This window comes from Nocardioides sp. (assembly GCF_047606145.1).
Lineage (GTDB): Bacteria > Actinomycetota > Actinomycetes > Propionibacteriales > Nocardioidaceae > Nocardioides.
Map to the genome: position 1 here is coordinate 22,549 of NZ_JASGET010000132.1, position 18,414 is coordinate 40,962.

Annotated in this window: 17 protein-coding genes; 7 read left to right on the forward strand and 10 right to left on the reverse strand. The window is 71.9% G+C overall.

The window, feature by feature from the left end:
• Positions 1–46: 46 nt before the first annotated feature.
• Complete coding sequence (locus tag QM638_RS17500) at positions 47–1,294, forward strand: MFS transporter (protein WP_415143972.1); 1,248 nt, start codon at positions 47–49, stop codon at positions 1,292–1,294.
• A gap of 148 nt (positions 1,295–1,442) precedes the next feature.
• Complete coding sequence (locus QM638_RS17505; RefSeq protein WP_415143974.1) at positions 1,443–2,828, forward strand: NAD-dependent succinate-semialdehyde dehydrogenase; 1,386 nt, start codon at positions 1,443–1,445, stop codon at positions 2,826–2,828.
• 79 nt (positions 2,829–2,907) lie between these two features.
• Here the strand turns inward: QM638_RS17505 and QM638_RS17510 are convergent, their stop codons facing one another.
• Positions 2,908–3,348: a DUF6918 family protein gene (locus QM638_RS17510; RefSeq protein ID WP_415143976.1), complete on the reverse strand. Its 441-nt coding sequence runs from the start codon at positions 3,346–3,348 to the stop codon at positions 2,908–2,910.
• Positions 3,349–3,416: 68 nt separating this feature from the next.
• A complete protein-coding gene (locus QM638_RS17515) occupies positions 3,417–3,761 on the reverse strand; it encodes a cupin domain-containing protein (RefSeq protein ID WP_415143978.1) in 345 nt (114 codons plus the stop codon).
• A gap of 102 nt (positions 3,762–3,863) precedes the next feature.
• On the opposite strand from QM638_RS17515, the gene QM638_RS17520 reads away from it, so the two are divergent.
• From QM638_RS17520 to QM638_RS17530, 3 genes are all read left to right on the forward strand, one after another.
• The gene (locus QM638_RS17520; RefSeq protein ID WP_415143980.1) at positions 3,864–5,189 is read left to right on the forward strand and encodes a TIGR01777 family oxidoreductase; all 1,326 of its coding nucleotides are present in this window, start codon (positions 3,864–3,866) and stop codon (positions 5,187–5,189) included.
• Positions 5,190–5,279: 90 nt separating this feature from the next.
• The gene (locus QM638_RS17525; RefSeq protein ID WP_415143982.1) at positions 5,280–5,624 is read left to right on the forward strand and encodes a non-heme iron oxygenase ferredoxin subunit; all 345 of its coding nucleotides are present in this window, start codon (positions 5,280–5,282) and stop codon (positions 5,622–5,624) included.
• A 352-nt stretch (positions 5,625–5,976) separates the two neighbouring features.
• Positions 5,977–7,659, forward strand: coding sequence for an FAD-binding dehydrogenase (locus tag QM638_RS17530; RefSeq protein ID WP_415143984.1), 1,683 nt, complete (start codon positions 5,977–5,979; stop codon positions 7,657–7,659).
• Between the two features lie 45 nt (positions 7,660–7,704).
• Here QM638_RS17530 and QM638_RS17535 read toward each other — a convergent pair whose 3' ends face one another.
• Positions 7,705–8,031 carry a DMT family transporter gene (locus QM638_RS17535; protein WP_415143986.1) on the reverse strand — a complete coding sequence of 109 codons (327 nt, stop codon included), beginning with the start codon at positions 8,029–8,031 and terminating at the stop codon, positions 7,705–7,707.
• A gap of 76 nt (positions 8,032–8,107) precedes the next feature.
• On the opposite strand from QM638_RS17535, the gene QM638_RS17540 reads away from it, so the two are divergent.
• Together QM638_RS17540 and QM638_RS17545 are read left to right on the forward strand one after the other, a co-directional pair.
• Complete coding sequence (locus QM638_RS17540) at positions 8,108–8,668, forward strand: TetR/AcrR family transcriptional regulator (protein WP_415143988.1); 561 nt, start codon at positions 8,108–8,110, stop codon at positions 8,666–8,668.
• A 10-nt stretch (positions 8,669–8,678) separates the two neighbouring features.
• Positions 8,679–9,383: a YoaK family protein gene (locus QM638_RS17545; protein ID WP_415143990.1), complete on the forward strand. Its 705-nt coding sequence runs from the start codon at positions 8,679–8,681 to the stop codon at positions 9,381–9,383.
• A 32-nt stretch (positions 9,384–9,415) separates the two neighbouring features.
• Here the strand turns inward: QM638_RS17545 and QM638_RS17550 are convergent, their stop codons facing one another.
• From QM638_RS17550 to QM638_RS17580, 7 genes are all read right to left on the reverse strand, one after another.
• Positions 9,416–10,114: an aspartate/glutamate racemase family protein gene (locus QM638_RS17550; protein ID WP_415143992.1), complete on the reverse strand. Its 699-nt coding sequence runs from the start codon at positions 10,112–10,114 to the stop codon at positions 9,416–9,418.
• A gap of 7 nt (positions 10,115–10,121) precedes the next feature.
• On the reverse strand, positions 10,122–11,678 hold the full coding sequence (locus QM638_RS17555) for an NCS1 family nucleobase:cation symporter-1 (RefSeq protein ID WP_415143993.1): 1,557 nt from the start codon (positions 11,676–11,678) through the stop codon (positions 10,122–10,124).
• A gap of 138 nt (positions 11,679–11,816) precedes the next feature.
• Complete coding sequence (locus QM638_RS17560) at positions 11,817–12,695, reverse strand: GntR family transcriptional regulator (RefSeq protein WP_415143995.1); 879 nt, start codon at positions 12,693–12,695, stop codon at positions 11,817–11,819.
• A 411-nt stretch (positions 12,696–13,106) separates the two neighbouring features.
• On the reverse strand, positions 13,107–13,586 hold the full coding sequence (locus QM638_RS17565) for a nucleoside deaminase (RefSeq protein WP_415143997.1): 480 nt from the start codon (positions 13,584–13,586) through the stop codon (positions 13,107–13,109).
• Complete coding sequence (locus tag QM638_RS17570; RefSeq protein ID WP_415143999.1) at positions 13,583–16,447, reverse strand: molybdopterin-dependent oxidoreductase; 2,865 nt, start codon at positions 16,445–16,447, stop codon at positions 13,583–13,585. Before QM638_RS17570 ends, QM638_RS17565 begins: the two co-directional genes overlap by 4 nt.
• Positions 16,444–17,280, reverse strand: a complete 837-nt coding sequence (locus QM638_RS17575; protein ID WP_415144001.1) for an FAD binding domain-containing protein — start codon at positions 17,278–17,280, stop codon at positions 16,444–16,446. The genes QM638_RS17570 and QM638_RS17575 overlap by 4 nt, the downstream gene beginning before the upstream one ends.
• On the reverse strand, positions 17,271–18,119 hold the full coding sequence (locus QM638_RS17580; RefSeq protein ID WP_415144003.1) for a MurR/RpiR family transcriptional regulator: 849 nt from the start codon (positions 18,117–18,119) through the stop codon (positions 17,271–17,273). The genes QM638_RS17575 and QM638_RS17580 overlap by 10 nt, the downstream gene beginning before the upstream one ends.
• Between the last annotated feature and the right edge of the window lie 295 nt (positions 18,120–18,414).

Genomic DNA, 18,414 nt, shown 5'->3' on the forward strand with positions numbered 1-18,414 from the left:
AGGGCACCTACCGTTCCGCCATGGCCGTCCTCGGGGGGTTCAGGTCGTGAACGCGTCGGCGTTCGGTCGCGACCGGCAGGTCCAGGGTTTCATCGCGTGCGCGGCGTTCTCGCGTGCCGGTGACGCCGCCTGGACCGTTGCCCTGATCTGGACTGCTGTCCACCTGGCCTCGCCGGCCACCGCGGGCGCCGTCCTCGCGGCCGGAACGATCCCACGCGCGCTCGTCCTGCTCTACGGCGGGGTGGTGGCGGACCGGGTCGACTCGTTGCGGCTCCTGCGGATCACGAACCTCGCCTGCGCGACCGTGCTGGGGGTGCTGGCCGTCGTCGCGTGGACCAGCGGGCTGACGGTGCCGGTGCTCGTCCTCGGTGCGGTGCTCTTCGGCATCGCCGACGCACTCGCCAACCCGGCGTTGTCGACCGTGCCGCGCCAGCTCGTCGCACCGGAGGAGCTGGCGGAGTACTCCGGTGTGTCCTTGGGCGTGCAGCGCACCGGGGCGATGATCGGGGCGGCGCTCGGCGGCATCCTCGTCGCCACCTGGGACGCGGGTGTCGGTGCCGCCGTCGACGCGGTGAGCTTTCTGGCGATGGCCGGCCTTCTCGCCGTGGTGCGGCCACGCTATCCGCTGAGCCGCAGCACCGGCGGGTCGGCCTGGCAGGGCATCGTCGCGGGCTTCCGTCATCTCGCCGAGTCACCGGCCACGCGAACGGTGGTGCTCAGCCTGATGGGCCTCAACCTCGCCGTCGACCCCGCCCTGGACCTCGGCATCGGTCTCCGTGCCTCGCACCAAGACTGGGGTGCCCATGCGGTGGGCTTCTCCGAGGCGCTCTTCGGTGTCGGCGCGATCCTCGGGTCCCTGGTGATGGTCCGGATCAAGCCGCGGCGGATCGGCCTGTGGGGCTTCGGCCCGATGGTCGCGCAGGGGCTGGCGATCATGGCCCTGGGATACGGGGGCCGAGCGTTCCTCTTCGGCGTGTGTGTGCTGATCGGCCTGCTGGTCGGCGCATCCTCGGTCTCCCTCAACGCGCTCTTCCAGACCGTCGTCGACCAGGCCTATCTCGGTCGGATGTCCGCCATCCAGTCGCTGGGCGACGACGTGTTCATGCCGGTGGCCAACGTCGGCTTCGGTGGGCTCGCCGGGGTCTCGATGGCGACCCCTTTCGTCGTGTTCGGTGCCGCGATGGCCGCCGTGATGTCGCTGGCGCTCGGCAGGCCGGCGATCCGCGGCGCGCGCATGCCCGACGCCGATCCCCAGGACGAGGCCGGGGAGGAGCAGCCTGCCCCGACGGGCTGACCCGCGCCAGTCGCCGGGCTGCCAGGATAGCCACGGCCACGCCTCGGGGCTCGACCCCCTGGCAGCCCGGTTGTCCGGCAGGGCAGAGTTGGCCTGGGGCCGTCAATGAGGACGGCCGCTTCAGCACAGGCAGCAGAGCGAGGGAGCCATGAGCACACAGACCACCACGCCGACGTACCAGATCACCAACCCAGCCACCGGCGAGGTCGTCGAGACGTTCGACTTCGCCACCGACGCGGAGGTGGAGCAGGCGCTGGCCGACTCACAGAAGGCCTTCGCGCAGTGGCGCGAGCGTCCCATCGAGGAGCGCGCCGCCATCACCAAGCGGGTCGGCGAGCTGTTCATCGAGCGCTCCGGTGAGCTCGGCGAGATCATCCTGCTGGAGATGGGCAAGCGACTCAGCTCCGGCGTCGGCGAGGCCGAGTTCAGCGGCGAGATCTTCGGCTACTACGCCGACAACGGGCCCGCGCTCCTGGCCGACACCGACCTGCCCGGCCACGAGGGCAAGGCCCGGGTGCAGCGACTGCCGATCGGCACGGTCGTCGGCGTGATGCCGTGGAACTACCCCTACTATCAGGTGGCCAGGTTCGCCGCCCCGAACCTGGTGGCCGGCAACACCATCATCCTCAAGCACGCCGAGAACTGTCCACGCTCGGCGCGTGCCATCGCCCAGATCATGGCCGATGCGGGTGTGCCGGAGGGCGTCTACATCAACCTGTACGCCACCCACGAGCAGATCGCCTCCATGATCGCCGACAAGCGGGTGCGCGCGGTCTCGCTGACCGGCTCCGAGCGGGCCGGCACGGCAGTGGCCGAGAACGCCGGACGCAACCTGAAGAAGGTCGTCCTCGAGCTCGGTGGCTCCGATCCGTACATCGTCTTGGACAGCGACGACGTGGCCGGCGCCGCCGAGGTCGCCTGGGAGACCCGGATGGAGAACACCGGCCAGGCCTGCAACTCCAACAAGCGGATGATCGTGATGGACGAGGTGTACGACGACTTCGTCTCGGCCCTGGTCGAACGTGCCTCCGCGATGACGCCGCGCACCGGCCCGGACGACGGCGACACCGCCTACAGCCCGATGGTCTCGCGCAAGGCCGCGGAGAACCTGCGTGCCCAGCTCCAGGACGCGGTCGACAAGGGGGCGACCCTGCACATCGGCGGTGAGCTCGGCGACGGTGCCTTCTTCTCGCCCGCCGTGCTGACCGGGGTGACGCCCGAGATGCGGGCCTACACCGAGGAGCTGTTCGGTCCGGTCGCGGTGGTCTACAAGGTCACCAGCGACGAGGAGGCGGTCGACCTGGCCAACGTGGTCGACTTCGGCCTCGGTGGCGCGGTGTTCAGCCGCGACGAGGAGCGTGCGGCGAAGGTCGCCGAGCGGCTCGAGGTCGGCATGGCGAACGTGAACACCCCCGCGGGCGAGGGTGCGGACCTGCCCTTCGGCGGCACCAAGCGCTCCGGCTTCGGTCGTGAGCTCGGCCCGCTGGGCATCGAGGAGTTCCTCAACAAGCGACTCTTCTACATCGAGCGCTGATCCTCGAACCGGTCGCGCTGGGGAGATCCGTAGCGGTCCACCCAGCGCGACCGAGGTCGGCGCTCAGCCCGACTGGTGCTCAGGAGGCGTGTCGCTGCAGCGCCCGGCCGAGTCGCGGGAGCGCCGCCTCGACATGGCCGCCGGCCTTGCCGCGCAGGGCGCCGTACGCCTTCTTGAGCGGCTCCTTCGAGCTCGACTCGGCACGGGCGTCGGTGACGGCGAGCAGGGCCGCCGCGGCCTCCGGTCCGCGGCCGGCGAGGTAGCCGCCGAAATCGCCGCCGCCCGAGCTCTGGAACCCATCCCAGAACGGGTCGAGCGCGGCGGCGAAGCCGGGCAGCAGGCTGCCCACCGCACGCGGAGCCAGGTCGGGCACGACCTTGCGGGCCGCGGCGTAGGCCGCCTTGACGGCGGTGCCGGAGATGCCCTTCTTGTCGCCGACCTCCTGACCGACGACCTCGACGAGGTCGGCGGTCACCGCGGGTCGGACGTCGTCGGCAAGCAGCTGGTCGGACAGGCTCATGGTTCTCCTCGCGAGTGGGTGGACGGCGGGGACAAACCTAGAGCACCGACCTAGGTCGTGCGGTGGGATCAGGGCGCCAGGTAGACCTTGCGCAGGGTCTCGGTGATGGTCCAGGTGGTCCGCTCGCCGGCATGGAGCCGTACGACGACCCCGGGGGCGAGCGCAACCCGCTCGCCGCCCTCGAAGGTGACGCTCCCGCGGCCGGCGACGACCACGAACACCTCGTCGACCTCGGTGTCGGTCACGGTGCCCTCGGTCAGCGACCAGACCCCGACCTCGATCCCGGTCAGCGCATCCCCGATCTCGCCGAGCTCGACGGCGGCCGCGGCCGGCGTACCGGCCAGCACCGTGTCCGGGTCTAGCGGCAGGTCGTCGAGGGAGATGGCCAGGGCGTCGACATAGCGGTCGGTCATGGGCCGAATCGTGTCATCGGGGTGGGCCGTCGGTCGAGTCGGCCGGCCGCACCCGGCCGCACCCGGGTCGAGGCTCGGGAGCGCTGTGCCATGCTGGCGGACGTGCAGGTTCACCAGCGCAGCACTCATGTCGAGGTCCCGTTCGCCGAGGTGGCCGAGTGGCATCGGCGGCCGGGTGCGCTGTCGCGGCTGCTGCCGCCGTGGCAGCCGGTGCGGGTGCTGGCCGAGACGGCCGACCTGCGCGGTGGTCGAGCCGTGCTGGGTCTGCCGGGCGGCGTACGGTGGCTGGCCGACCACGACCCGGCTGCGTACGCCGAGTCGTCGCAGATGCTCACCTTCGTGGACCGGGCCACCACCTGGCCGCGATGGGTGCACTGGGTGCACCGGCATGCGCTGACCGCCACCCCGGACGGCACCCGTGTCCTCGACACCGTCGAGACCAACCTTCCGGGCCGCCTGGTGCGGCCGACTCTGCGCTACCGAGCCACCGAGCTCGCCGATGACCTGGCCGCCCACGCCAGGCCGTACGCCGACCGGCGGCTCACTGTCGCGCTGACCGGTTCCTCGGGGCTGGTGGGGAGCGCGCTGACGCCGTTCCTGACCGGTGGCGGGCATCGGGTGATCCGGCTGGTGCGCCGGTCTCCGCGTGGCGCCGACGAGCGCTACTGGGACCCCGCGGAGCCGGCCGCGGACCTCTTCGACGGAGTCGACGTCGTCGTCCACCTGGCCGGCGTGAGCATCGCCGGACGGTTCACCGCCGCGCACAAGGAGGCCATCCGGGACTCGCGGATCGGGCCGACCGCGGCGCTGGCCCGACTGGCGGCGACCTCGGGGCTGACCGGGTTCGTCTCCGCCTCCGCGGTCGGGATCTACGGCGCCGACCGGGGCGATGAGGAGCTCACCGAGAAGAGCGAGCGCGGCCAGGGTCTTCTCGCCGACGTGGTCGCGGACTGGGAGGCCGCCACCGAGCCGGCGACCCGGGCGGGCCTGAGGACGGTGCAGGTGCGCACCGGGATCGTGCTCTCGCCGCGAGGCGGCGTGCTGCGGCTGCAGCGGCCACTGTTCGCGCTGGGTGTCGGCGGGCCGCTGGGGTCGGGCTGGCTGCCGTGGATCGGCATCGACGACCTGGTCGACGTCTACCACCGCGCGATCCTCGACCAGACCCTGACCGGACCGGTCAACGCGGTGGCACCGTATCCGGTGCGCGGCACCGAGTACGCCCGCGCGCTCGGCCGGTCGATGCACCGGCCGGCGGTGCTCGCCGTACCCTCCATCGGGCCGCGGCTGCTGCTTGGCGAGGAGGGCGCCCGCGAGCTGGCCCTGAGCAGCCAACGAGTGCGGCCGACGGCGTTGGAGGCGGCCGGGCATCCGTTCAGGTCGCCGGATCTGGACCAGACGTTCGGCCATCTGCTCGGCACCGCACGATGAGGGCGACGGAGCGTCTCGGTTGCGCCCGCTCCGGCGCCTGGCGGGGCTCCACTACCCTTGGTCGTTGTGCCATCTGTTCAGGAGGAACCCGTGACCGAGCCCGATGGCGGGATCCGCGTCGCCGCACTCGATGACATCTCCGAAGGCGAGGGACTGGCGATCTCCAGCGAGATCACCGGCACCGAGGACGACATCGCCATCCTGCGCGATCTGGACGGTTCCTGCTGGGCGCTGAACGACACCTGCACCCATGCGCAGGCCTCGCTCGCCGACGGGTGGGTGGAGGACGGGTACGTCGAGTGCCCGGTGCACTCCTCCCGGTTCTGTCTGCGCGATGGCCACGTCGACGGTCCGCCGGCCACGGTGGACACCGTGCCCCATCGGGTCGAGGTCCGTGAGGGCGAGATCTACCTGTTCCCCAACCAGCGGCCCTGACCTCCATCCTCACGCCTCGCACCACCGCGCTCCCGCGCCGACGGCCGAGCAGAGGCAAATGGTTCTGGCTGGCCGGCCGAGCAGAGGCAAATGGCCCCGGCGGACCGGGCGAGCAGAGCCAAATGGGCAGGCAAGAGCCACCCGGCTGCGTCTGTAGCAGCCGTTTGGCTCCGCTCGCTGTCTGTGGCGCGACCGTTTGGCTCTGTTCGCCGGGTGTGGGGGCGACCGTTTGGCTCTGCTCGCCGGGTGTGGGGTGACCACTTGGCTCTGTTCGGCGCTCTTGCTGGGTGCTTCTGGTTGTTGCTCTTGGTTGGTGCTTCTGTTGGGTGGTGGGTGCCCCTAGGATCGGCGCATGCCGGTGACTGAGGGGTCAACCAAGGCCGACGTCGTGGTGGTGGGGGCCGGGCTGGCCGGGCTGGCTGCCGCGGCGGAGGCGGCCGACGCCGGCAGGAGCGTCGTGCTCCTCGACCAGGAGCCGGAGCAGAGCCTGGGCGGGCAGGCGTTCTGGAGCCTGGGCGGCCTGTTCTTCGTCGACAGCCCGGAGCAGCGCCGGATGGGGATCAAGGACTCCGTCGAGCTCGCTGGTCAGGACTGGATGGGCAGCGCCCAGTTCGATCGCGAGGAGGACTACTGGCCACGGCAGTGGGCGCATGCCTATCTCGACTTCGCGGCGGGGGAGAAGCGGGCCTGGCTGCGTGAGCAGGGTCATCGGGTCTTCCCGGTGGTCGGCTGGGCCGAGCGCGGCGACGGTCGCGCGGACGGCCATGGCAACTCGGTGCCCCGCTTCCACATCACCTGGGGCACCGGGCCGGGGGTGGTGGCGCCGTTCGAGCGACGGGTGCGGGCGCACGCCGACGGCGGTCGGCTGCGGTTCGGCTTCCGGCACCGGGTCGACGAGGTGCTCGTCGAGGACGGTACGGCGGTCGGGGTCCGCGGCGCCGTACTCGAGCCGGTGCCGGAGACCTTCGAGCGTGGCCGGGCCAGCTCCCGGATCGAGGCCGGCGAGTTCGAGGTGCGTGCCCAGGCGGTGATCGTGACCAGCGGCGGCATCGGCGGCGACCACGATCTGGTCCGCAGGGCCTGGCCGGCCCGTCTCGGTACGCCGCCGACCTCGATGGTCTCCGGCGTGCCCGCCCACGTTGACGGCCGGATGCTCGCGATCAGCGAGGCCGCCGGCGCCCGGATCATCAACAGCGACCGGATGTGGCACTACGTCGAGGGTGTCCGCAACTGGGACCCGATCTGGGCCAACCACGGCATCCGCATCCTCCCCGGCCCCTCCTCGCTGTGGCTCGACGCCGCCGGCAATCGGCTGCCCGCCCCGAACTTCCCGGGCTTCGACACCCTGGGCACGCTGCGGCACCTGCGCACCACCGGTTACGACTACTCGTGGTTCGTGCTGACCGAGAAGATCATCCGCAAGGAGTTCGCGCTCTCCGGCTCGGAGCAGAACCCCGACCTCACCGACAAGGACGTGCGCGGCGTGATCGACCGGGCGCGCAAGGGTCCGGGGCCGGTGGAGGCGTTCAAGCAACACGGCGAGGACTTCGTCGTCGCGGGCGACCTGACCGAGCTGGTGGCGGGGATGAACCGGCTGGCACAGGTCGAGCCGACCGGACCGATGATCGACGAGCAGGCACTGCGCCGGTTGATCGAGGCCCGCGACTCCCAGATCGCCAACTCCTACGCCAAGGACGCCCAGATCACCGCGATGTACGCTGCCCGGCACTACCGCGGCGACAAGCTGTCCCGGGTCGCCGCTCCGCACCGACTGCTCGACCCCAAGGCCGGCCCGTTGATCGCGGTCAAGCTGCACATCCTGTCCCGCAAGACCCTGGGCGGCCTGGAGACCGATCTGTCCGGCCGCTGCCTGCGAGCCGATGGCTCGCCCTTGCCGGGGCTCTACGCGGCCGGTGAGGTCAACGGCTTCGGTGGCGGCGGGATGATGGGCTACAACGCACTGGAGGGCACCTTCCTCGGCGGCTGCCTCTTCTCCGGGCGTACCGCGGGCCGGGCCGCCGCGGCCGCGCTCTGAGCGACGCGGTGGGGCGGAGCGCCGGGGGAGAGGCGGCGACCGGGATCAGTGCGCGCCGGTGAGGTTGAGGCCGACCACGCCCAGGATGATCAGCGCCACCGAGGCCATCTTGACCAGCGACATCGGCTCGTCGAGGAAGATCGCGCCGACGACGGCGACCGCTGCGGTGCCCAGGCCCGCCCAGATCGCATAGGCGACCGAGACCGGCATCGCCTTGACCACCACGGTCAGCAGCCAGATGGAGAGCCCGTAGCCGACCAGCACCACGACGCTCCAGCCGACGTCGGTGAAGCCCGCGGTGCGAGGAAGGACGGTGGTGGCCGCGACCTCGGCCGCGATCGCGACGAAGAGCAGGGGAATGGCGAGCAGCATGGGAATGACCTCGGTGGCGTAGCGATTGCTACAGCCAAATGTAGCACTCGCTACACCCGCTTGGCATACTGGTTCCATGACGCGACGCGAGGAACTGCTCGGGCAGGTCACCGACCACGTCTTGGAGCACGGCCTGATCGGGCTGACGCTGCGGCCGGTGGCGACCGCGATCGGCACCAGCGACCGGATGCTCATCTATCACTTCGGCAGCCGGGACGAGCTCGTCGCGGCGGTGGTGGTCGAGGCGAGCGAGCGGGGCATCGTCGCCGTACGACGCCTGCCGGCCGCGGCCGACGTGCGCTCCGGCGTCAACCGGCTCTGGCAGGCCTATCAGGGCGGCGTGCTGCACGACTGCCTTTCGGTCTACTGCCAGGCCGCGGCCACCGGCCTGATCGGGATCGAGCCCTACCTGTCGACCGTGCGGGCGTCCAACGGCCGCTGGGCCGCCGCGCTGGCCGAGTATCTGGTGGCCTGCGGTGCTCCGGCCGACCGGGTGGGCCGCATCGTGACCCTGGTCGACTCCGGCCTGTACGGCTTCAAGCTCGACCTGACCACCGACCGGCCCGACGAGCTCGCCCGCGGTGTGGACGATCTCGCCGTCGCGGCCCAGGCCATCGCCGACGACACGACTCGGTGAGAATGGCTGCGTGACCCGACGACTGCGCGCCGTTCCGGCCGAGCGAATGCACCTCTGGCTGATGCTGGTGCTCACCTTCACCACCGGCATCAACGACGCGGTCGGATATCTGGGCCTGGACAAGGTCTTCACCGGGAACATGACCGGCAACGTGGTGGTCCTCGGGATGGCGTTGGCCGGCGGCAGCGGCCTTCCGGTGCTCGGTCCGGCGCTGGCGCTGGTCGGCTTCATGGCCGGGGCGGCGCTGGGCGGCCGGGTGCTGAGCCGGGCGCCGGCGTGGGATCGGCGCACGACCGGGCTGTTCGCGCTGGTCGCCGTCGTCATGGTCGCGCTGTCGGTGCTGCTGTTCGCCGCCGGCGCCGAGCCCGGCCGCGGGGTCATGGTGACCACCACCACCATCGCCGCGGTGGCGATGGGGACGCAGGCGGCGGCCGCGCGTCACCTCGCGGTGAAGGACGTGACGACGGTGGTGGTGACCAGCACCATCACCGGGCTGGCCGCCGACAGCCCGTTCGGCTCGGGCAAGGCGCCCTGGCGCGGCGGTGGCACCCTGCGCCGACTCGGCGCGGTGGTGTTGATCCTGCTCGGCGCGCTGTTCGGGGCGCTGCTGCTCAAGTCCCACCTCGGGCTGGGCCTGCTGGTGGCCGGAGTGGTGATCGGCGGCGCCACCCTGCTCGGCGCCTGGCATGCCCGGGTGGCCGCCGAGCCGTCGTGAGCGGCCGCGGGTCGCCGGAGGCCGGGCGGAGATCAGGCGAACGACTTCCCCGGCGGTGCGGCGTACTCACCGGAGCTGCTGGTGGTCAACCCGAGGCGCACCAGCTTCTCGACCTCCGCGGTGGCGGCCGCGACGCCGTCGACCACCGGCACCCCGAGCTCGGCCTGTAGCTTCGCGCACAGGTCCGCCATCCCGGCGCAGCCCAGGACCACCGCCTCCGAGCGATCCTCTTCGAGTGCGACGCGGCAAGCGGTCGCGATCCGCTGGTACGCCGCCGGGTCGCTGTCCAGCTCCACGACCGGGATCTCGCACGCGTGGACGCCGCCGATCAGCTCGGCCACCCCGTAGTCGCGCGCGATCGACCAGGTATGCCCCACCACCCGCGACAGGGTGGTGACCACCGAGAACCTCCGGGCCAGGTAGCCGGCCGTCCGCATCGCCGCCTCGGCGATCCCGACCACCGGAGCGGTGACCAGCTCGCGGGCGGCGTGCAGGCCGGGATCGCCGAAGCAGGCGATGACGTAGCCGTCGTAGGCCCGCAGCGAGCCGAGGGTGGCCAGCAGGTGCGGGGTGGCGACGGCCTCGTCGTAGTGACTCTCGATCGACTCGGGCCCGGCGGCGGGGTTGACCGCGTCGACGAGCACGCCCGGGCTCACCGAGGCCCGGGCGCACTCGCCGATCAGCGTGGTCATCCGTGCCGTGGTGTTCGGGTTGACGACCAGGATCCGCACCGTCGGCTCACGCCTCCGCCGCGCTCGGGCCGAGGCGCGCGGCCCGGCGCGTGCCGCTGCCGGCGACGTCGAAGGCGAGCGCGATCAGGTAGTACGCCGCGAACCCGGCGCCGCAGCCGACGAACCAGCTGTACTTGCTCAGCCAGTCGATCGGGGAGGAGCCGTCGCCGAGGAGGCTCCACACCTTCGGCACCACGACCGAGCCGATGGACAGGACGGCCGCGACGATCAGCGCGCGGACCGCTGCCGGGTTGGTGCCGTTGCGATACCAGTACTCACCGTCGGGCTCCATGGTGAACAGGTCGTCGACCACGATCCGCTGCTGCCGGATGAGATAGAAGTCGGCGATCAGGATCCCGAACAGGGGTCCGATCAGCGCGCCGAGGATACCGAGGGTCCAGAAGATGGCGTCGTCGTTGTTGTACCAGTTCCACGGGGTCAGGATCACCGAGCCGACCGCGGCGATCATGCCGCCCATCCGCCACGAGATGCGCTGCGGACTGACGTGGGAGAAGTCGAAGGCCGGGCTGATGAAGTTCGCCACGATGTTGATCCCGATGGTGGCGATCACGAAGGTCGCGCCACCCAGCACGATGGCGAAGGTGCTGTCGATCCTGCTGACCGTGTCGATCGGGTCGGTGATCAGCTCGCCGTACAGCGGCACGGTGGCGGCCGCGGTGAGCACGGTGAGGAGGGAGAAGAGGATGAAGTTGACCGGCAGCCCGAGGAGGTTGCCGCGCCGCACCGAGCCGAAGCTCTTCGCGTAACGGGAGAAGTCGCCGAAGTTGAGCATCGGCCCGGAGAAGTAGGACACCACCGCCGCGACCGCGCCGCACAGCGCCCACACCAGGGACCATCCGGTGAGCTGGTCGGCGGAGAGGTTCAGGTCGATGTTGAAGTCGACCTTGAACAGCATGTACACGCACAGCGCCATCATCACGACGTAGACGGCGGGCCCGGCGAAGTCGACGAACCGGCGGATCATGTCCATCCCGCGCCAGAAGAGCAGTGCCTGCAGGATCCAGAGGATCGCGTAGCTGAGGTAGCCGAGCAATGACAGACCGAGGAAGGTGTGCTCGGTGAGCGGCTGGGCGAAGCCGGGCCACAGCTTGAGGAAGACGATGTTGAGCGACTCCGCTGCCAGGTAGGTCTGTACGCCGTACCAGGCGACCGCGATGAGCCCGCGGACGATGGCCGGGATGTTGGCGCCCAACACCCCGAAGGAGGCTCGGCTCGCGACCGGGTAGGGCACCGCGGCGAGCTGGCTGGGCTTGGCGACCAGGTTGCAGAAGAACTGGACGATCACGATGCCGGCGATCAGGCAGCAGAAGACCTGCCAGGCGTTGAGTCCGATCGCGAAGAGCGCGCCCATGGTGACGTAGCCGCCGACGCTGTGCACGTCGGACATCCAGAAGGCGAAGATGTTGTAGCTCCCCCAGGTCTGCTCCTCGAGCGGCGCGAGGTCCTCGTTGGTGAGTCGGGGGTCGTAGGCACGCTTGCCGACGCCGCGGCCGGGCGGGTAGCCGGCGGCCTCGACGAGATCGGCGTCCGGGGGCTGGTTCATGGCCACTCCTGCGGGTGAGGGGATCGATGCGCAGGAGGCTAGGAACGCGGTGTTTCGCCTGACCGGCCGCCGTGTCAGGGCGGTGTGACGGGAGAAATATAGTTCCCGGGCCGAGGGGGCGGTGAGGCGACGCGGCCGTCACGAGCCGGGTTGGCGGAAGACCTCCGGGTCGTCGCGGAAGGTGGCGATCGCCCTCTTGAGGTGCTCGTAGTGCCGTGCCGACTCGACTACCAGGCGGTCGGCGTCGCGGGCCATGAACGAGTCCAGCATCCGGTCGTGATCGTCGTGGAACATCTGTCGTCCCTGGGTGGAGACACGGGACATCGGCCGGGCCGGCTCGGTGATGTTCCACGCCCCCTCGTACATGTGCAGCAGCCGTTCCATCCCGGCCGGCGCGATCAGGTGCATGTGGAAGTGACGCGACTCCGCGTGATAGCCGCGCTCGTCTCGCTCGGCGACGGCCCGGGCGAGCGCGGCGTGGGAGCGACGCGCGCGGTCGTCGTCCTCGGTGGTGGCGCGAGGTACGGCGGCCCGCAGCGCCGCCGCCTCCAGCGCTGCTCGCACGTCGTAGAGCTCGCGGAACTCCGAGAAGGTCACCTTGGCCACCGAGTAGCCGACATGCGGCACATGGTCGACCAGTCCCTCGCCGTGGAGCGTCTTGAGCGCCTCGCGCACGGGGATCTGACTGACCCCGAAGAAGGAGGCGACGGCCTCGATCGGGATGAGTGTTCCCGGCGGCTCGTCGCCGCCGAGGATCGCTCGGCGCAGGTCCTCGATCACGCGCGGCTGCTCGCCCGCGCCGGCCGAGTTGACCAGTCGCGCGGTGAAGATCGACCGACGACGTGCGCCCTGCATCGTCGTCAGCTCCCGCCGCCGGTGGGGACGGTCGACGCTGGCGGTTGGGCGGCGTCGGCCGCGATCGATGGGGCCGCGATCGATGGCGCCGCGCGGGTCGGGAGAGCGGTCGGTGAGATCATCGAGCTCCTTCCCGGCGGCGTTGCGTGCCTGAGTCGGCACCGTAGGAGGCGGCCGTTTCGGTCGCCATGGCGTGGGTGTTTCGGTGCGGTTAAGCCGGGTCTCGACACGCTCGGCTCGCTACTCGACCACGGGGATCTTGCTGGCTCGCTGCTCGCCGGGTCAGGCTGTCGTCGGTCGGGTAGCCCTCGTGCGGGACGAGCGAGGGCGTATCGAGACCGCGCCACTTCGCCTGCGGGGTGCCGGGGGCGTACGGCGTGCCTGGGGCTCGCTACTCGACCGACGGAGGAGACCCCGCTTGGTGGAGCCGGTGAGGCCATCACGACAAGGTCTCGAAATGATCACGAAACGATAACGACGGCCCTCCGGTCGCTGCGGGTCCGAGGGGACACCGCTGGTGCGCCGTGCGCGAAGCTATCACGTCTCGGCGCCGCGCGGATCCCTGGGCGGGGCTCAGTAGTCGGTCCGGTCCGCGTGGGCGCGCCAGGCCTCGAACGGCGTCTCGCAGCCGGGCAGCCGAAGCTCCTCGACCCGGGTGGGCCAACCGGCGGTGTCCGAGTGCGGGCCGAGGCCGAACAGGTCGTAGAACGCCCGGTCGTCGAAGCCGCCGGCGGCGGCGTCGTCCCGGTCGGCTGCGTACACCACCCGGTCCAGACGCGCCCACAGGCTGGCGGCGAGACACATCGGGCACGGCTCGCAGGAGGTGAACAGGCTGCAACCGGCCAGGGAGAAGTCGCCGATCGCCGTACCGGCCGCGCGGATCGCCACCACCTCGGCATGGGCGCTGGGGTCGAGGGTGGCGGTCACCAGGTTCCGTCCGGTCGCCACCAGGTCGCCGTCGCGGGCCACCACCGCGCCGAACGGGCCGCCGCCGGCGGCGACGTTCGCCTCGGCCAGCTCGATCGCCTGGGTCAACCACTCTTCGTCGGTCATGCTCGCTTCCTCACCTCTCCGGTTCTCTGCACCACGTCGATGCCGCTCTCGATGTCGCTCTCGGCGTCCATCCCCGTGTCTACCTCGTTGTCTGGCGCAGACCGTGCCGACGGACGCCGGTCCGCGCGTCGGTCCCGCTCTCGCAGCAGGCGCCAGAGCCGGTCACGGGTGATCGGCAGCTCGGTGGGTCGGACTCCGGTCGCATCGGCGATCGCGTTGGCCAGCGCCGGCGCCACCGGGTTGTACGGCGCCTCCGACATGGACTTCGCGCCACGCGGCCCGAGCCGGTCATAGGTGTCGGCGAAGAGCACCCGCGTCGGCGGCACGTGGCCGATCTGGGGGAGCCGGTAGTTCCGGAACGACCGGGTGAGCACCTCGCCGTCCTGCACGACCAGCTCCTCGGCCAGGGCGCTGCCGAGGGCCTGGGCGACACCGCCCTCGACCTGGCCGCGGAGCTGCTCGGGGTTGATCACCGCACCGGCGTCGACCGCCTGCACCGAGGTCAGGATCTCTACCTCGCCGGTGCGCGGGTCCACCGCCACCCGGAATCCGTGCACGTTGAAGGCCACCGATCGGTTGCTGCCGTCCTGGCGGGCGGTCGCGGTGGCCGGCAACGGCTTGCCGGTGTCCAGATCGGCCCGGAGAGCGGCGGCGGCCTGCTGCACCGCCAGCCCGGCCACCACCGATCCGGCCGAGCCGAAGGCGCCGGTGTCGTAGTCGCACGCATCGGTGTCGCCGGCCTCCAGCCGGATGCGCGCGGGGTCGACGCCGAGCTCGGTCGCGGCCAGCTGGACGTGCACGGTGGCGGTGCCGTTGCCGAACTCCGCGGTGCCGGCGCGCACGGTGAAGCTGCCGTCGGGATGCGCGGTCACCGAGGCGGCGGCGTGGTGACCGCGCGGTGGGATGGTGGCGATCATCGCCAGCGCCGTACCCTCGCCGACCAACCAGCCGGCCGGCGTCGCGGCCCCGTCGTCGGCCTCCTCGTCGGCGCGGGCCTCGGCGAGGGCGTCGGCCACCAGGTCGAGGCACTCCGCCGCGCCGTAGCTGCCGAAGGACAGGTCGTCGTCGGCGGGGCCGTTGACCACGAACTCGTCGCCGGGGGTGACCACGTTGCGCCGGCGCAGCTCCATCGGGTCCAGGCCCAGCCGGCCGGCCAGCTCGTCGATGGCCGACTCGATCGCGAACATCACCTGGCCGAGCCCGTAGCCGCGGAACGCGCCGGACGGCAGGTTGTTGGTGTAGACGGCCTCGGCGTCCACCCGCTTGTTCGGGCAGCGGTAGCCGGCCACGGACTCGTGGACGCCGTGGAACATCACCCCGGGCGCGTGGTTGCCGTAGGCGCCGGTGTCGGTGGTCACCTCGAGCCGTACGGCGCTCAACCGTCCGGCCTCATCGGCCCCGAGCTCCACCTCGACCCGCATCGGATGCCGGCAGGGGGTGGCCGCGAACTGCTCCTCCCGGGTCAGCTGCCACTGCACCGTGGCGTCGACGCCCTGCTCGGCCAGCCGCAGTACGGCGAGCGCCACCACGTCCTCGGTGAGCAGCTCCTGCTTGCCGCCGAAGCCGCCGCCGACCCGGCCGGCGAGGACCCGGACCCGATCGGTCGGCAGGTCGAGGAGCCGGGCCAGCTCGGCGCGCACCAGGAACGGCACCTGGGTGCTGGTGCGCACCACCAGCCGGCCGTCGGCGTCCAGGTGCGCCCGGGCGGCGAGCGTCTCGAGATAGGCATGACTGACCCGGGCGGTGCGCCATACGCCGCGCACCCGGGCGGTCGCCCGTGCCAGGCCGCCCGCCACGTCGCCGACCTCGCCGTGGGTCTGCGCCGCCACGTTGCGTCCCGGCTCGCTGATCCGGGATCCGACCGGGTCCTTCTCGCCGTGCAGCAGCGGAGCGCCCGGACGCCTGGCCTCGTCCGGGTCGAAGACCGCCGGCAGCGGCTGGTAGCTGACCTCGACCAGCCGGGCCGCCGCCCGTGCCGCCGCGAGCGTGTCGGCCACCACCACCGCCACCCGCTGGTCACGGTGACGCACCACGTCGTCGAGCATCCGGGTGTCGTCGGGGTCGTCGAGCCGGTTCTCATGGCGTGCGGTGGAGTAGAGCGTGGCCGGCACGTCGCGATGGGTGAGCACCAGCCGCACGCCGGGATGGGCGAGCGCTGCGCGCGTGTCGATGGCGGTGATCCGGGCGTGGGCATGCGGCGAGCGCACCACCGCCACGTGCAGCAACGGCCTGTCCGTCGGCGCCGGCTCATCGAGGGTGAAGGGCTCGCGGCCGGCGACGATGCGGTCCGCGGCCGGGGCCGGCAGCGCGGCGCCGAAGGCAGCCCCGGTGGCATCCGACCCGACGTTGGTCACCCCGGCCAGGGCGTCGCGTACGGCGCGGTAGCCGGTGCAGCGGCACAGGTTGCCCTTGTAGGTGCGCTCCACCGGGGAGCGCGCCTCATCGGTCGCCCCGTCGGTCGCCTCATCGGTCGCTCCATCGGTCGCTCCATCGGTCGCTCCATCGGTCGCTCCATCGGTCGTCCGGTCGATTGCCGCGCGCGCCGCGGTCGCGGTCACCACGAACCCCGCCGTGCAGTATCCGCACTGGAAGCCGGCCGCCGACCGGAACGCCCGCTGCACCTCGGAGAGCTCGCCGGAGGGAGCCAGGCCGGCGGCGGTGACGACGTCGTGTCCGACCGCCCGCATCGCCGGCGTGATGCAGGAGTGCACCGCGCGGCCGTCCAGCAGCACCGAGCAGGCGCCACAGTCGCCGGCGTCGCAGCCCAGCTTGACGCTGAAGGTGTCCTGCTCGCGGATCCAGGTGCGCAGGCACTGGCCCGGGCGAGGCAGGCCCGGGACCGGGACCGAGTCGAGTCTCATCGGCGCGGCCCCGAGTGTTGCGCGGCCAGGTCGGCGACGACCCGCTCGACGAGCAGCCCGGTCATCGCGGCCCGCCAGTCCGCGGCACCGTGCTGGTCGTCGTACCACGCGACGGCGCGGAGCGCCTCGGTGAGGGCTGCTGGGGTGATCGCCGCCTCGCCGCCCTGGACCGGGAGGCGAAGGAGCACCGGTCGTGGTGTGCTCGCGGTCAGGGTCAGGACGACCGCGTCCGGGTCGCGCCGGCCGACCACCACCGCCGCCGAGCGGCCCCGTTCGGTCAGCGAGGTCCGCGCGAAGGCGACCGGAGCCCGCAGCGCGCTCGCCGGCACCTCCACCGCGCGGAGCAGCTCGCCGGTCGCCAGGCGGGTGCGGCCCGGGCCGCTGACGAGACTCGCGACCGGCTCGGTGCGCTCGGCGGCGAGGCCGGGTCCGGTCCGGATGACCGCCGACGCCCCGAGCCCGGCGAACAGCGAGATCATCGCCCCGGCCGGCAGCCCCAGGCAGATGTTGCCGCCGACGGTGGCGGACTCCTGGACCTTCGGCGACATCAGCAGCGCATCGGCACAGGAGCGGACCACGTCCGCCGTCGCCGGAGGCCAGGGGGCACGTTGCAGGGTGGCGATGGTGCAGGTGGCGGCGATCCGCAGCCCACCGTCGGGCAGCGGCTCGACGTCCGGCCAGCCGAGTGCGGTGAGGTCGACCAAGCCGCGCAGGTGCTCCTGCGGCTCGCTGAACAGCCAGGTGCCGCCGGCCAGGAAGGCCTCGCCGGTCGCGAGCTCGAGGTCGGTCTCCCCGCGCGGCGTGCGCCAGTCGGTCACGGTGGTCAGGTCCACGTCTCGACCTCCCGCAGCCGCTCGTAGCTTCCGCTGATCGCCGAGACCCGGTCCCGGCCGGCGCGGCCGAGCTCGTGCAGCACCCCGTCGGCGATCACCCCGACCAGGCTCATCGCCGCGGCGTAGGAGTCGAAGGCGAGCAGGCCCTGGACCGGACAGGTCAGGGCGACGTCGGCGCGGGCCAGATGCATGGTGGCGGTCGGATCGGCGATCAGCACGACCTCGGCCCCGGCGGCACCCGCGGCGGTGACGAAGTCGCCGAACTCACGAGGCCGGCGGCGGAAGCCGATGGCCACCACGACATCACCGGTCCCCAGGTCGGCGAGCTCCTCGCCGACCATCTGGCCGGGCAGCGGTGCCAGCGCCACCGCCGGTCGTGCCTGGACCAGCTGCTGGCGCAGGTGCAGCGCGACCGGGTGGCTGTTGCGCCAGCCGGCGACGAGCACTCGGCGGGCGGAGGCGAGCGCGGCGACCGCGTCCGGGAGTCCGGGCTGGGTCAGCGCAAGACGGATCGAGTCCGCCTCGGCCCGCACCTGGGCATGCAGGTCCGGTGCTCCGTCGACCCGGCGCGGCTCGCCGGCGGTGCGCAACGAGCGCAGATGGTCGCGGACCTCGTCGAAGTCGACGAATCCGAGTGAGCGGAAAAGCCGCGACATCGTCGCCTTGGAGACCCCGGCCAGCACCGCCAGCTCGGCGGCGCGGTAGGTGGCCAGATCGTCGAGATGCTCCAAGAGCGTGTCGGCGGCCCGACGCTCCTGCGGCGAGAGCCGGTCGTGGTGCGCGGCTATCCGCTGGTCGATCCGGCCGCTCGGCGGCGGCGTGGCGTACGGCGCGCTCATCGCGCCCCCACCGGCACCGGCTCGCTGGTCGAGCAGCCGTCGCGAGGGACCAGCGACGGCGTATCGAGTCCGTGGGCGTGGTGGGTGGTCTCGATACGCTCGCTGGCGCTCGCTACTCGACCAACGGCAGTCGCCGCGCGGTTCGCGCTCGCTGCTCGACCAACGGCAGTCGTCGCGTGGTTCGTGCTTGCTGCTCGACCAACGGCAGTCGTCGCGTGGTTCGTGCTTGCTGCTCGACCAACGGCAGTCGCCGCGTGGTTCGCGCTTGCTGCTCGACCGAGGGTGCCTTCGCTGG

Bases quoted from the DNA above. Each gene is read 5' to 3' on its own strand.
- QM638_RS17510 (WP_415143976.1), bottom strand. From the start codon at position 3,348: ATGAGCCTGTCCGACCAGCTGCTTGCCGACGACGTCCGACCCGCGGTG.
- QM638_RS17505 (WP_415143974.1), top strand. From the start codon at position 1,443: ATGAGCACACAGACCACCACGCCGACGTACCAGATCACCAACCCAGCC.
- QM638_RS17535 (WP_415143986.1), bottom strand. From the start codon at position 8,031: ATGCTGCTCGCCATTCCCCTGCTCTTCGTCGCGATCGCGGCCGAGGTC.
- QM638_RS17515 (WP_415143978.1), bottom strand. From the start codon at position 3,761: ATGACCGACCGCTATGTCGACGCCCTGGCCATCTCCCTCGACGACCTG.
- QM638_RS17530 (WP_415143984.1), top strand. From the start codon at position 5,977: ATGCCGGTGACTGAGGGGTCAACCAAGGCCGACGTCGTGGTGGTGGGG.
- QM638_RS17555 (WP_415143993.1), bottom strand. From the start codon at position 11,678: ATGAACCAGCCCCCGGACGCCGATCTCGTCGAGGCCGCCGGCTACCCG.
- QM638_RS17580 (WP_415144003.1), bottom strand. From the start codon at position 18,119: ATGAGCGCGCCGTACGCCACGCCGCCGCCGAGCGGCCGGATCGACCAG.
- QM638_RS17570 (WP_415143999.1), bottom strand. From the start codon at position 16,447: ATGAGACTCGACTCGGTCCCGGTCCCGGGCCTGCCTCGCCCGGGCCAG.
- QM638_RS17540 (WP_415143988.1), top strand. From the start codon at position 8,108: ATGACGCGACGCGAGGAACTGCTCGGGCAGGTCACCGACCACGTCTTG.
- QM638_RS17565 (WP_415143997.1), bottom strand. From the start codon at position 13,586: ATGACCGACGAAGAGTGGTTGACCCAGGCGATCGAGCTGGCCGAGGCG.